The organism is Aureispira sp. CCB-QB1 (assembly GCF_000724545.1).
Classification (GTDB): domain Bacteria; phylum Bacteroidota; class Bacteroidia; order Chitinophagales; family Saprospiraceae; genus Aureispira.
Map to the genome: position 1 here is coordinate 80,354 of NZ_JHBV01000023.1, position 14,113 is coordinate 94,466.

Genomic DNA, 14,113 nt, shown 5'->3' on the forward strand with positions numbered 1-14,113 from the left:
AATGATTATGCTTTGCACTATAAAAAACGCTAATTCTTTATTTAGTTATTATAATGCTATTAACGTACAAAGGTTTATCTTTTTTGTCTTTTATTCGTCATAATTTTATTTTCTATCTTTTATCTTTTGAATGAATTGTTGAACAAGTTGCTTTAAAAAGGAACTTTAACGTTTTAATTTGCGTATATTGGATGAATTGCAAAGCATCAATAACAAATGTTGCGATCAATATTAGCAATAGTTAGCTGCGTTGCTACTATATTAGAATAACAACCATTAATTCAACCAACCTTAAAACAACAACCATGAAAAAGTTAATTCTTTTCTTTTGGGCAGCTCTATGCCTAAACACAGGTATTGCACAAACCAATGATACCACGACTTCGGATGAAGTAACAGAAGCAGAAATTTTAGCCTATCTTGAAATGATGGATAGCATTGCACAAACATTTACTTACCAATATGGTACAATTGCCTTATCTAAAAATGGAGTAGACTTAGCCGTCTTAAACGTACCTGATGGATACAAGTATTTGGATCCTGAGCAGACAGAATATGTTTTGACAGAATTGTGGGGGAACCCATCTACAGGAGAACCCAATATGGGAATGCTGTTTCCTGACTCAATGTCTCCTGTGAGTTTAAATTTGACTTACGGTGTTGAAATCGACTATTCGGACGAAGGGTATATTGAGGATTCTGAAGCCAAAAACTTAGATTACGATGATTTGTTGGTGGAAATGCAAAAAGATACAAGAATCGCAAGCCAAAGTCGCGTTAATCGTGGCTATGAAGCAATTGAGTTAGTTGGCTGGGCTGCGGAGCCATTTTATGATGCACAAAATAAAAAATTGCACTGGGCAAAAGAACTTAAATTTGGAAGGGAAGAAGGCGGTATCAACACGTTGAATTATAACATTCGAATTTTGGGTAGAGGTGGCTTTTTAAATTTAAATGTAATTGGTGATATGGATGTGTTGCCAATTGTTCAGAACGATGTAGATCAAATTCTAGCAAGTGTTAATTTTATAAAAGGGCAAACTTATGCAGATTTTAATCCAAGCATAGATAAGGTGGCGGCTTATGGAGTAGGCGGTTTAATTGCTGGAAAAGTACTGGCAAAAGCTGGCTTCTTTGCATTGTTGGTTAAGTTTTGGAAGTTTATTGCTTTGGGGATTGTCGGAATGTTTGTTGGTATTAAACGAATATTTTTTGGAGATAAAGCAGCCTAAATAAACTTATAAAAAATTAGATAGTAGTTTCATTACTCCGTTGAAACCACGCAGTAGCAGCGCAGCAAACTAAAAGCAAAGCGCTCACGCAGTAAATCGTATTAGTTTACTTCGTGCGCCTACGGGTTCGTAGGAAAACTAAAAAACTAAGCTTGCCGAGTAGGCTTGTGCTAGTAGCACAAAAGCCCAAGTTCATGACCAGAGGGAACTAGCCTTGCGCTCTCATGAGCGTAGCGAATAATAATCAACGGAGTATTAAGCTTGCAATAATTACTTAAAAATGGTTCTTCTTAATATCTTTGAGAAGAACCATTTTTTATAATTGCTTATTTATCAATCGTTGTATGCGCCAAGTTAGATTTTAAGGTGTTGGTACATCCTAGTTGACATCTATAAAGAATAGAAGGTAAGTAAGTAGGATTAGTTATATTAGATAATGAATAATCACATGAGAGTCTTATTTCTATACTTATTTTTTTGGAGCTTTTCAATTCAAGCACAACTTATTCAGGACGAATCTTATTTGGATGAAAGTTTCTGGATATTTAAAAACAAGTTAGAAGCTTCTATTTTGACCGAAGATAAAGAAGCTTTCAAAAAATGCTTAGCGGATAATATTATATTAGGGGGATATGCTTGTGATAATGATGCCTCAAGTTGCTCCAAAGAAGAAGTAATGAAATCTTATTTCGAGAACGATGCCAATGCAGCTGAATCATGGAATGCACTGCGATGGATACTTCGGTTTGGTTTTAAACGAATGACCAAAAGCAGGCATATAGATAGCAGAATTATTAAAAATGGAATCCCAAGGTTTCAAGCACCCTCCTTTAAAACAAAGATTGATGAAGAAAACGAACTGATTGTTTTGGGAGAGCGAGTGAATATCCGAGAGGAACCTAGCCTTAATGCAAAGGTCATCCGTCAAGCTTCTTACGAGGTATTTGCTTGTGATTGTAATAGTAATACCCATAAAAAAACAACCTACCAAGAGGTTGATGGGATTGGATGGATGGAAATAAAACTTAAAAATGGCAAGGTTGGTTATATTGCCGCAAAATATGGTTCTAATATAGAGAGTCGAGAGTTGACAGTTGCAAAAATAAAAGGAGAATGGAAAATTATTTCCTTTTTTATGCCATTAGGTTGTTAATAGCCTTCTCGAACTGTATCTTTGCAGAAAGTAACTCAACAAAACAATAAGATGACTTTTAATGATTTAAATCTAAATACGCCACTTCGCAATGCATTGGAGGACCTAAAATTGGTAGAACCAACGCCTATTCAAGTGGAAGCTTTACCAGTTGTTATGTCTGGAAGGGATGTTGTTGGAATTGCCCAAACAGGAACAGGAAAAACATTTGCTTATTTATTGCCAATTCTTAGGCAGCTAAAATTTTCAAAGCAAAAACATCCAAGGGTATTGATTGTTGTGCCAACTAGAGAGCTGGTGGTGCAGGTAGTTGGTGAAATTGAAAAGTTAACACAATACATGTCTGTGCGTACGAAAGGTGCCTATGGAGGAGTGAATATGAACACGCAGAAGGATGAATTGGCAACAGGAATGGATATTTTAGTGGCAACTCCTGGTCGTTTGGTCGATTTGGCGCTGAGTCGAGCCGTTAAACTTAAAACAATCAAACAATTGGTGATTGATGAGGTCGATGAGATGTTAAATTTGGGGTTTAGAAAGCAATTGAACGATATCTTGGATTTGTTGCCAGAGCGTCGTCAAAATATTTTGTTTTCAGCGACTTTGACTCAAGAGGTGGAGAAGTTGATTCAATCAGCTTTTGAAAATCCACAGAAGATCGAAATTGCGGCTTCGGGAACTTCGGCTGATGGTATTGTCCAAAAGATGTATTGGGTTCCGAATTTTAATACTAAAACGAACTTATTAAAACATTTGTTGGCAACAGAAAAATCTTGGGTTAAGGTACTTCTTTTTGCCCCGACAAAGAAAGTAGCGGATGCTTTGTTTGATATCTTGGATGTTGATTTTCCAGAGCAAATAGGCGTCATTCATTCCAATAAGTCTCAAAATTACCGCCTTCGAACAGTAGAAAAATTTGATAATGGCACTCACCGAATTCTAATTGCAACTGATTTGATTGCTCGTGGACTCGATTTCCAAGAAGTTAGTCATGTGATTAACTTTGACACACCAGACGAAGCCGAAAATTACATCCATCGAGTAGGACGGACAGCTAGAGGAAACGCAGAAGGAATGGCGATTACCTTTGTAAATAAAATTGAATTAACTCAAGAACCTGATTATTTAAAAGCGATTGAGAGTTTAATGGGACAAGAGATCGAATGCCTACCTTTTCCTGATGAGGTAGACGTTTCCGAAGAGTTGATCGATGACGAGATTTTGACCTATAAACAAAAAAATGCTGCTCCAGAAACAAATATCTTAGAGCAATCTCAAGGTGCTTTTCACGAGAAAAAACTTAAAAATACCAAAGTAAACCGTGCTCAAGAAAAACGCTTTGCACGAAAACAGGAAAAATACAATTCTAAGCGTAGAGGAGGCAAGAAGTAACAAACTTCGTGGATTTTTTAGTTATTTGTCAAAAACTAAAAAATCCACGAATCACTACAATTGGTAAATTACTTCAAATTCTTCACAAATAACCATCATATCCTCTTCTGGAATTTCTCCAAAAGAAGCTAAATCTTTGCTAAAGAAATCCCAGTGTGTTTTTTTCCAATAAGACAAGCTTTGATCGCCTTCTCCTTCTTTGACAGCATAGTCTTCGGTAATCTCATCAAAAGGGACAATATTGACCTCTGTTGTACGAATAATGCATTGCGCTTCTCCGTCCCAATTGGTAATAATAGCCAAATCCCCCTCTGATGGTACCGGCACTTGATAATGCAAGTAAGAAGCTAAAGCTCCAGAAGAAGCTGTTTTAAGACCCGCTTTAATCAACATAGCACAAGTATCTGCATGCTCTTTATTAATTCCTAAATAAAAAGAATCAGGCATAGTGGTGTGGCTGTGCTCTTCTATATTGTCGGCTACAAAAGAAAACCAAAGAGCGGGAACGGATTTGTGTATTTGATCTGTCATGTTAGTATCTAAATAAAATAGTTTTTGAATGCCTCATGGAGAGTCGCTCAAAAGAATAATGTTTAACAGTATTACTTACTTTGATTGTTAGTAAACTAGGTTTGTTATCAATTTATTTCATCGTACCATTCAAAATGGCTTTAGCAATATTTTTTACTTGAGCAGGAAAATCCTTGCTAATAATCCACTTTAGAGTTTGGGGATTTTTATAAGCTTCTTGCCCTTTGTTGGTTCCAAAGTTAAAAATAATAATGCCTTCGGAATTTCTACTAAAACGACCTGTAAAATCTACGTTTCTGTTATCTGAAATAAAATCGTGAATGGCTTGCATGTCATTTTTAATAGGCGCAGCAATAACATTATCATCATTATCTACATAGTCGACACCTTCATAGCGTTGAATTTGTCCCCAAAAAACATCTGCTGTTGCTTTGGTATCTGCCATTGCATCGTGAGCATCTTCTAATTCTTTGCCACAATAAAACTTAAGAGCAGCTTTTAGCGTTCTTGGTTCCATTTTATAAAAAATTTGCATGGCGTCAATTAGACGGCGACCTTTCATAGAAAACTCCATTCCAACACGACCAAATTCTTCTATCAGCATTGGGATATCAAAACGTTTGGAATTGTATCCAGCCAAATCCGCATGTTCTAAGAATTCCATTAGTTCGACTGCATATTCTTTGAACGTAGGTTTGTTGCGAACCATATCAATCGTAATTCCATGCACTTTAAATGCGTCAGGTTTGATAGGATACTGAGGGTTCATTAAGATGTTTTTTTCAATTGGTGTGCCACCATCTTTGGGATACTTAATCATTGCAATTTGCATGATTCTGTCTCTCACTACATCTGCACCTGTAGCTTCTATATCGAAAAAGACTAAGTCTCTATCTAGATTAAAATTCATAATTAGTTTTATTTAAATTAGTAACCAACGGAGTATTATATAGTAAACAACATGAAGAGATACAACATACTTATATCCATTACCTGTTGAGCGGCTTGTTTATCTTATAAAATATCTCTAAGATTACTTTCTTCTTAAAAATAGTAGGGCAATTATCAACAAAGATAAAGTCAAGCCGCAAATGTACCATATTTTTCGATAAAATGGGCGACCTATATCCAATCTATTGGTGTTTCCAATCAAAATATACCCTGACCAAAAGTAAGGATGAGCACCAAAAGCAGACGCTTGTGTTAGATAAGTTTGCTTGGCATACTGCAATGCTTGATTTTTAGGCATGGTTTGCAAGTTTTGATAAAATTTTTGAATAACTTGGCTACTGGATTGATCGTTAATCTGCCAAAGCGTAGTTAAAATACTAGGCACCCCTGCATACATGAAATCCCTAGCCAAGCTCATAATGCCTTCTCCCTCTTGCCAATACCCAATAGCTGTTTGACAAGCTGATAAAACTACAAAATCTGCATGCAAGGGCAATTGCATGATTTCATGAGGATGCAGTGCCATAGCGTTGCTATCCGCTGTTGTTGCTGCAAAAAACAATTTTGCTTGTTGCAACTCGTGGTTATCAGCATAAGCATGAGAGGCTAGATGTAAAACACCAAAACGATTGCTTTGTTTTTGAAAGTTTTTTTTAGAGGCATTTTGATGATAATAATAGGTGCCTAAGAATTGCTGTTCCAAAAATTCGACTTCTTGAACATTCGCTTTAAGGGAAGCCAATTTAAAATGACGGTTGTAACTTGGGGCGAAACCAAGCACTTGACAATTTTTCTGATTGGTATGTTTGTATTGTTGATAATAGTAAGAAGTAGCAGAGTAGGCGTAACTAATGATGTGTTGATGCAATGCATATTTTAATTGATGGTAACCATTGGCATTAGGAGAAAAGCGAGTCGTTAAGGTTTCAAAAGGAATATAATTTAATTGCCCATCGGGAATAATTAGCAACTCTTTGGTACAGAGGGGAGGAATTAGCGTTTGATAAAGCATAAAAGCTGCTTGATCAAATTGTTGGCAAGAATGAGCTAGTTTTAGTTTGCTTTCTTCTAGGGCAAGTAAATATTTAGAAAATTGATCAATGTCTTTTTTGAGATCTAGATCAACTTGCTGTAATTGAACTTGCCGTGATTGGATATTTAAAATATAGATGTAGTGTTCGCCGTAGAAATAATTGATCACGGTTTGATTGTCCGAAAGTTTTGCTTGTAGCAAACTTAATTGAATTGGGCGATGGTGTTGAAATTGCTGCTCTTGTTGATTACTGATCTGTTCATAAGTTCTGTGCGCTTTAAATAATTGTTCTTGGAGTTGGATGGCTAATGATGTGTTTTGATCTTGTTCTGCCTTTTTCCATTTTTGCTCCAAAAGATGAATTTGTGCCAATGCCTGCTCTTGCTGCTGATAATTACTGTTGGTATGATTGTTTTGCCAGTAATTTTGCTTAATCTGTATGGATAATAAGACAGCTTTATTGTATTCCATCAATTCAAAAGCTTTGTTCAAATAAGCAGCATTTGGTTGCCGTTGGTACAACTGATAACAGAGCTCAATTCCCCTTTCGCAAACTTTTCTAAGTTGCTGAATTAGGTTTTGTTTATCAGTTAAGTAACGAACATTACTCTGAGTTAAAGCAATGATGTGCGGAATTTTGTCTAGGAGCAAAAAAGCATTTTGCTGCTCTTTGGGGGCTAAATCAAGACTAATATGCAATTGATTTTCAATGATGCCTAATAAAAGTAATCGATCCAAAGGGTGCTCTTTCAAGAGATTACATTGATAGGCTTTTTGGGTATAATAATTAGCCTTAACCAACATTTTTTGAGCTTGAAAAAGATAAGCCATGTCTAGGTACATTTTGGCTAAGTCAGGATGCTTGGTTCCAAAATGCTTTTCTTGTAATGTTGTAATTTTTTTTAGAATTCGTTCCGATTCTTGATAAGATTCTTGCTGACGATATAATTTAGCTAGTCGCCAAAGAGGCGCGATATTTTTAGGGTGTTCTGTCCCAAAGAGATGTTGGTAAATAGTAGCCGATTGATGCAAATGAGCAAACGCAGAATCTGTTTGTTCCAAACGCTGAAATGTTCCCCCAATATAGTTGTGAGATGAAGCGATAAGAGGGTGGAGTTTGGGATACGTTTTTTGTAAAATATGAAGGGTTTTATAATGATAACTTAATGCCTTTTGATAATTCCCTAATTGATAGTAACAGTTGCCAATATTGGTATATGTAGTATGCAAAGACAGGTGTTGCTGGGAATGCATTTTTTGTCGAAGAACGGCAATTTTTTGATAATAGGCTAATGACTCAAGAATGGCATGTTGTTGAAATTTTAAGGCAGCTAAATTATTATATATTCGAGCCAACAATTCTTTGTCAATTTTCGACTCAAATTGATGATAAAGTTGTTGGGTCAATAAAAATTTGTGTTGAGCTTCTTTGTATTGTCCTAGTTGAACATAAATACTGCCCAATAAAATGTGCAAATTAATCTCTGCATCAATTTGTCGCTTGGGTGCACTTTGATAAGCTTTAATGGTGTTAAGTGCAAGTGTTGTTGCCGCAACATAATCTTCTTGCAAATAGTAGGTTTGTGCCAAAAAGCGATAAATGCTAAGGCTTTCTGTATGGTTTTTACCAAATACCTTGAGGCAAATATCCAACGCCTTTTTTCCCCATATCAATGCCTTGGAATAGGCGGCTAGTGTTCTGTGCAAACTGGCAATATTAAAATATACTTCAGCTAGCTTTTTTTGATTCTGAGTTCTTCTCTGAATATTGGCTTCTTTTTGTGCGGCATCTAAAGCAGCAGTGTAATTGTGTTGTTTGGCTTGCAATCGTGTTAACTGTCGATAAATCTGTGCGGTGCTGTCAATGCTAATAGTGGGATTTTTTAAGTGTTCATATAAGTTAGATATAGCTTGGTTTTGCCCATAAGAGGAATTGGATGAAAATATCAAAATCAAGAGTAAGCACCCTCGCAGAAAGTGGCTTATTGGATAGGATAGGAGGTTCACAATATACTTTTAAAAAGTAATATTTACTTTAGTGAATAGGTTTGGTTAAAAGAGGGGCAATACTGTGTTGAGCAAGGAAAAAGAATTGAATTCAAAAAAAACATCAACTCTTCTCATCGTTAACCGAATAAGCAACAAGGATTTTATGTCAACAGAATCAGTATTTTTTGCACCGTACCCATTAAATATATATAACACTACAATTTAAATAAAAAATATTGGATCGAAATAAAATTTTATTGAGAACTGTTTTTTATAAAAGAGAAATTAACAAAAATCTTCTTCATTGTATGGGTAAACGATTATATTTGTAAGTAATTCTGTCTAAATGAGTGTGGTTGTAAATGTTTTGTATCTACAAATTAAACAACTAATAAAAATAAATTTGCCAATGTAGAAGGTGAGTTATTCAAAGGCAAAGTAGTATAGAACAAGAAGTAATTCTTTATACTTTTTTCTGAACGATTACTTAACTAGTTGTTGCTCATGAAACAGAATCAAACAATATTTTGAAAGCCTTATTGGAACAAACTTTCAAATGTATTTTTGAATTATCTATTAGTTGAGAGTTTATCTTTACAATAGTTTGTTGGAACCACACAGTCGCAATGAAGCTAACTAAAAGCAAAGCACTCATGAGGTAATCAACAAACTACAATCTTTAGATAAACTCGAATAAAATACTCTTTATAGCATGTCTAGAAAACAATTTAAGGTTGCAGGTAGTACGCATGAGAAAAAAATTACTAAAAAAGAGCGCCAACGCCTAGCCAAAGAACAACGTGCACAACTACCAAAAGAGGAAGTTGTTGTTACAGAAGAAGAAGAAGTGCAAATCAAGAACTTAGTACTTTACTCTGTCATTGGAATTGGTTTAGTTTTGGCTTTAATGTATTGGATTTTTATTTCTAATCAATAAAGAGAATAAAGTAACCTGTTTCATTTTTTAGCACAAGGTACACCTAACATTAAGGGTGTACCTTGTGCCTCTTTTACCACACTTTATACTATCAACGTGAGTCAACTTGTACAAATTAATAGTCAACGCGAATTCCAAGAGATTTACCATCGACATTTTAATGGTTTGGCCAACTATGCCTATTCGGTTCTAAAAGATAAGGATGCGGCCAAAGATGTGGTTCAAGATGTCTTCTTGGATCTTTGGAATAAACGAGAAACACTATCTATCAAAACTTCTTTGGAAGCTTATTTGATTCGGGCTGTCAAATTTAAATCGATTGATTTTATTCGCAAGGATAAAACCAAACAACAATATGTTGCTAATATGACACCTTCTGGAGTGCCGCAGACCGAGTCAGATGATGGAGACGAACGCAATGAGGATCGCAAAAAGCAGTTGTCATATGCTATTGCTCAACTGCCAGCCAAGTGTCGACAAGTTTTTTTATTGAGCCGAGTGAACGGTTATACCTACAAAGAAATTGCAGAAGAAATGGATATTTCTGCCAAAACAGTAGAAAACCAAATTTCTCGTGCCTTAAAACTGTTGCGTCAAAAGTTATCAGATCTAATGATTTTGATATTTTTTTTAAATTTCTTATAAATCTTTAGGGGGAATGTTTTTTAGAAACGACTCTTCATTGAAAGAAATATCTAAAAATGTAGTAATTGACAAATTCTATGATCTGTTAACCGTGAAAAAGAAGATTTCTATTAGAAATCTTAAAGACATATAAATCGAAAATTAAATGGAACATATTTACGCAATATTACCTAAATACTTCAACAAGCAATCTACGGCTGAAGAAAATGCGCTTGTAGAACGTTGGAGAAAAGAGCATCCAGCTGAATTTAAAGAACATAAAGCCATTTGGTCTTTAACAAAAAATGTAGAATATATTGAATTTGATTCTAAGGCATCTTGGAACGAATTACAGCCTTTGTTGAATGATTCGGCTTCCTCTACGGCAAAACCTGAAACCAAAGTGATCGGAATTGCTATGTGGAAAAAAATCGCAGTGGCAGCTGTATTTGTTCTTGTTTCTATTTTTGGAATCAATCAGTTTAACAACCGCCAGGCAGAAGAAACCGATTTGTTTGCCAATATTAATGCTGAGTTTGACAATGGTTTGAGGGGAGTGCAGTTAACGGCAGAAGCAAGTGTTGTAGAAACTACTCTTAAAAATGGGGATAAAATTTGGTTGAATAAAGGTGCAGTAGTGGAGGATATGGGCGAAAAAGATGGTCAATATGCTGTTAAAGTTCGCAAAGGAGAAGCTTTTTTTGATGTAGATTCTAAAGGAAACGAAGCCCCTTCTTTCTTTGTCCATACACATAGTGCCAAAGTTGCAGTGGTTGGAACACAATTTACAGTAACGAACAAAAAGAAAGAAACCATTATACGTGTTGTAGAAGGTGTTGTCGAAGTGATTGCTCCTGGAAGTAATATAGAAATTGAAGTGAATGCAGGCGAACAAGCGATTGTTTCTAGCAAAGGAAGTATTAAACGAATCAAGGAGTTTTCTCCAAATTTTTTAGCTTGGAAAACAGGTACATTTAAATTTGAAGCGACTTCTATACAGAAAATTGCATTGTTGTTGCAAACGTTTTATGATGTAGAAATTGAGGTGGCAGAGGGAACTGAAGGAACGCCATCTGGAGAATTTCCTGTGATGGATGTAAACGATTTATTGGAGTCCTTGACATTAGCATCTGGCTTAAAATTAGAAGTCATAGAACCCAATAAAAAATATAAAATTTCTAATCAATAATCTGCTTTATTGACGATGAGTTGTTAAGCGTTGTCAACAACGTCAAAACAAAAAGCACTTTCCAGATTATTTTGGAAAGTGCTTTTTTATTTTAAAAATTACTAAAGATTAGTTTAGCTTATCCAAGCTATCCAACAGCAATTGAATCTTCGCTTTACCATCTGCAAGTTTCTTGCGTTCTTTTTCAATAACTTGAGCAGGAGCTCCTTTGACAAAGCCTTCATTGCTTAATTTTTTCTCAATGCCTTTAACAAAACCTTGTTTTTGTTTGAGTTCTGCTTCTAGTTTTTTGCGTTCAGCTTCCACATCAATTTTTTGCTCAAACAAAAGGTAATATTGTTCGGTACCCGCAATAAAAGAGGCGCCTTCGTGCTTGTCTTCATTCGTAAATTCAAAGCTTTTTAAGTAAGCGATTTTTTCAATCGTTTCTTTCATACCCGCTTCTTCCAAAAATTGGTGTGCTGTATCGCTATCTTTTACCAATAGCTCTAATAACTCTTTCTTAGCTAATTGACCTTTGTCACGAGCATTTCGAATAGAGCTTACTAAATCCTTTGTAATGCTCATCTTATACAGAAAATCAGCATCAAATTCGCCAGCCTTAGGCCAAGTACTTACCGTACAATCATCGCCTTCGGCACGATTATCACGTAAGTGTGCCCAAATTTCTTCCGTAACAAAAGGCATGAATGGATGCAACAACGTCATAATTTTTTCAAAGAAATCAATCGTTGTTTCAAGTGTCGCTTTATCAATTGGCTGTTGATAATCCGGTTTGATCATTTCTAAATACCAAGAGCAGAAATCTCCCCAAATAAAGTTATAAAGCGTTTTAACAGCTTCAGACAAACGCAAGCTTTCAAAACTCTTCTCCACACTTTCTAAGGTTCTATTGTATTCGTTTTCCAACCACTTGATGGCAAAAGCATTGATTTTAGCAATTTCATCGTTGGCAGGTTGGTCTACTACTTCCAATCCTTTCACCATTCGCAAGGCATTCCAGAGTTTATTGGAAAATTTACTACCTGTGCTACATAGTTCAGATTCGTTGTGAATAGATGTCTTAGTTTTATCTACAAATGGAGCATCAAAAATAACATCCCCTCCAGCAGCGGCAGCAGATAAAATACCATAGCGAACACCATCAGCACCATATTTTCTGATTAATTCCAAAGAATCAGGAGAGTTGCCCAATGATTTACTCATTTTGCGACCCAATTTATCACGTACCATTCCTGTAAAGTAAACGTGCTTAAATGGATGTACTCCTTTTTTTGCTGCCAATTCTTCACCCAATAACTCAGGTGACCATTCGTAGCCAGCCATAATCATACGAGCTACCCACAAATACATAATATCCCACCCTGTTACCAAAACATTGGTAGGGTAGTAGTATTGCAATTCTTTAGGATCTTCAAAGGCATCAAAAACAGATAAGGGCCATAGCCAAGAAGAAAACCACGTATCAACAACATCCTCTTCGCGTTCTAAATCCTCCAAAGTAAGATTTTGGTTACCTAAGCTCTCTTGAGCTTGTTTTAAAGCTTCTTCCGCTGTTTCTGCAACAAAGAACTGCTCTTTATCTTCTTTTAAATACCAAGCAGGAATTTGTTGCCCCCACCACAATTGGCGAGAAATACACCAATCTCTAACGTTTTCTGGTTTTAGCCAGTTGCGGTATGTATTGAGCATATGTTCTGGTAAAAAATCGACAGGACCATTTTCTACCGCATCCAATGCCGTAGCAGAGAGTCCCTCCATTTTTAAGAACCATTGCTTAGTTAACTTAGGCTCAACAACTGCATTGGTACGTTCTGATCGTCCAACACTATTCGAGTAATTTTCGGTTTTTACAAGGTATCCTTGAGCTTTTAAATCTTTCGCAATTTGTTTGCGGGCATCTTCTCGATCCATTCCTACATAAAAAGGACCTTTTAGGCGACCATTGTCATGCAACATATCAATCACTTCCAAATTATGACGTTGACCGATTTCGTAATCGTTCATGTCATGCGCTGGAGTTACTTTCAAAGCACCTGTTCCAAAATCCATTTTTACATATTTGTCAAAAATGATTGGAACAACACGATTGACCATAGGGATAATTACTTTTTTCCCTTTTAAATGTGTGTAACGCTCATCGTCAGGGTGGATAGCTACTGCAGCATCTGCCAAAATTGTTTCTGGACGAGTAGTTGCAATGGTGAGCCATTCATCATCTGTTCCTTCGACTTTGTAACGAACGTGATATAGTTTAGAATTCTCTTGACTATGAATAACTTCCTCGTTAGACAATACGGTTTGAGCGGAAGGATCCCAGTTGGTCATTCTCAAACCACGATACAACAAGCCTTTTTTATATAAATCAACAAATGCTTTGATAACAGCATTGGATAGTTTTTGTTCCATGGTAAAACGTGTGCGCTCCCAGTCACAAGAAGCACCCAACATTTTGAGTTGTTCAAGGATAAGCCCACCGTATTTATCTTTCCATTCAAAGGCATATTTTAGAAATTCTTCTCTAGAAATATCACTTTTTTTAATGCCTTTTTCACGCAATAACTTAACTACCTTTGCCTCTGTAGCAATAGATGCATGGTCCGTTCCAGGAACCCAGCAAGCGTTTTTGCCTTCTAATCGAGCTTTGCGAATCAAGACGTCTTGGACGGTATTATTAAGCATATGTCCCATGTGCAAGACACCCGTTACATTAGGTGGAGGGATAACGATGGTATAAGGCTCTCGGTCATCTGGTGTAGATCGAAAATAGCCTTTGTCCATCCAATACTGATACCATTTCGACTCTACGTCTTTTGCGTTGTACTGCGTTGGCAAGGTCATGATTAAATTTTTTTATTAAAATTTTTATTAAATATCATTATTCTTTTATCAATTATACGATTGATGAAAACACAAATTTAATAAGTTTTTTACCTTTGTGAAAAATATTGTGCTTATTCTAGTTATAATACTCCGTTGCTTTTTTACGTTTTTCTATGAAAAACTAAAAAAGTATCTAATAGTAGTTCACTTTTAAAGAGCTTCATCGTTGATTATCAGTTTTTTAGATTCAAAATAGATG

Annotated in this window: 10 protein-coding genes; 6 read left to right on the forward strand and 4 right to left on the reverse strand. The window is 35.8% G+C overall.

Annotated elements, in window-relative coordinates:
• The first annotated feature begins 305 nt into the window (after positions 1-305).
• From CG11_RS11140 to CG11_RS11150, 3 genes are all read left to right on the forward strand, one after another.
• Complete coding sequence (locus CG11_RS11140) at positions 306-1,232, forward strand: DUF2167 domain-containing protein (protein ID WP_052596170.1); 927 nt, start codon at positions 306-308, stop codon at positions 1,230-1,232.
• Between the two features lie 448 nt (positions 1,233-1,680).
• Positions 1,681-2,385 carry an SH3 domain-containing protein gene (locus CG11_RS11145; RefSeq protein ID WP_156039746.1) on the forward strand — a complete coding sequence of 235 codons (705 nt, stop codon included), beginning with the start codon at positions 1,681-1,683 and terminating at the stop codon, positions 2,383-2,385.
• 51 nt (positions 2,386-2,436) lie between these two features.
• The gene (locus CG11_RS11150; protein ID WP_052596174.1) at positions 2,437-3,777 is read left to right on the forward strand and encodes a DEAD/DEAH box helicase; all 1,341 of its coding nucleotides are present in this window, start codon (positions 2,437-2,439) and stop codon (positions 3,775-3,777) included.
• Between the two features lie 54 nt (positions 3,778-3,831).
• Here CG11_RS11150 and CG11_RS11155 read toward each other — a convergent pair whose 3' ends face one another.
• The 3 genes from CG11_RS11155 to CG11_RS11165 all read right to left on the reverse strand — a co-directional run bounded on the left by CG11_RS11155 (position 3,832) and on the right by CG11_RS11165 (position 8,299).
• A complete protein-coding gene (locus CG11_RS11155; protein ID WP_052596175.1) occupies positions 3,832-4,308 on the reverse strand; it encodes an ASCH domain-containing protein in 477 nt (158 codons plus the stop codon).
• A gap of 112 nt (positions 4,309-4,420) precedes the next feature.
• Positions 4,421-5,218: a 3'-5' exonuclease gene (locus tag CG11_RS11160; protein WP_052596177.1), complete on the reverse strand. Its 798-nt coding sequence runs from the start codon at positions 5,216-5,218 to the stop codon at positions 4,421-4,423.
• 123 nt (positions 5,219-5,341) lie between these two features.
• Positions 5,342-8,299, reverse strand: a complete 2,958-nt coding sequence (locus CG11_RS11165; RefSeq protein ID WP_081909527.1) for a CHAT domain-containing tetratricopeptide repeat protein — start codon at positions 8,297-8,299, stop codon at positions 5,342-5,344.
• A 694-nt stretch (positions 8,300-8,993) separates the two neighbouring features.
• Between CG11_RS11165 and CG11_RS11170 the strand changes: the two genes are divergently transcribed.
• The 3 genes from CG11_RS11170 to CG11_RS11180 all read left to right on the forward strand — a co-directional run bounded on the left by CG11_RS11170 (position 8,994) and on the right by CG11_RS11180 (position 11,031).
• Positions 8,994-9,218, forward strand: coding sequence for a hypothetical protein (locus CG11_RS11170; RefSeq protein ID WP_052596180.1), 225 nt, complete (start codon positions 8,994-8,996; stop codon positions 9,216-9,218).
• A 96-nt stretch (positions 9,219-9,314) separates the two neighbouring features.
• Positions 9,315-9,863, forward strand: coding sequence for an RNA polymerase sigma-70 factor (locus CG11_RS11175; RefSeq protein ID WP_052596182.1), 549 nt, complete (start codon positions 9,315-9,317; stop codon positions 9,861-9,863).
• 145 nt (positions 9,864-10,008) lie between these two features.
• Complete coding sequence (locus CG11_RS11180; RefSeq protein WP_052596184.1) at positions 10,009-11,031, forward strand: FecR family protein; 1,023 nt, start codon at positions 10,009-10,011, stop codon at positions 11,029-11,031.
• 108 nt (positions 11,032-11,139) lie between these two features.
• Here the strand turns inward: CG11_RS11180 and CG11_RS11185 are convergent, their stop codons facing one another.
• On the reverse strand, positions 11,140-13,872 hold the full coding sequence (locus CG11_RS11185; RefSeq protein ID WP_052596186.1) for a valine--tRNA ligase: 2,733 nt from the start codon (positions 13,870-13,872) through the stop codon (positions 11,140-11,142).
• Positions 13,873-14,113 lie beyond the last annotated feature (241 nt).

Excerpts from the sequence above, each read along its gene's own strand:
- CG11_RS11140 (WP_052596170.1), top strand. The coding sequence starts at position 306 with ATGAAAAAGTTAATTCTTTTCTTTTGGGCAGCTCTATGCCTAAACACA.
- CG11_RS11145 (WP_156039746.1), top strand. The coding sequence starts at position 1,681 with ATGAGAGTCTTATTTCTATACTTATTTTTTTGGAGCTTTTCAATTCAA.
- CG11_RS11150 (WP_052596174.1), top strand. The coding sequence starts at position 2,437 with ATGACTTTTAATGATTTAAATCTAAATACGCCACTTCGCAATGCATTG.
- CG11_RS11155 (WP_052596175.1), bottom strand. The coding sequence starts at position 4,308 with ATGACAGATCAAATACACAAATCCGTTCCCGCTCTTTGGTTTTCTTTT.
- CG11_RS11160 (WP_052596177.1), bottom strand. The coding sequence starts at position 5,218 with ATGAATTTTAATCTAGATAGAGACTTAGTCTTTTTCGATATAGAAGCT.
- CG11_RS11170 (WP_052596180.1), top strand. The coding sequence starts at position 8,994 with ATGTCTAGAAAACAATTTAAGGTTGCAGGTAGTACGCATGAGAAAAAA.
- CG11_RS11180 (WP_052596184.1), top strand. The coding sequence starts at position 10,009 with ATGGAACATATTTACGCAATATTACCTAAATACTTCAACAAGCAATCT.
- CG11_RS11185 (WP_052596186.1), bottom strand. The coding sequence starts at position 13,872 with ATGACCTTGCCAACGCAGTACAACGCAAAAGACGTAGAGTCGAAATGG.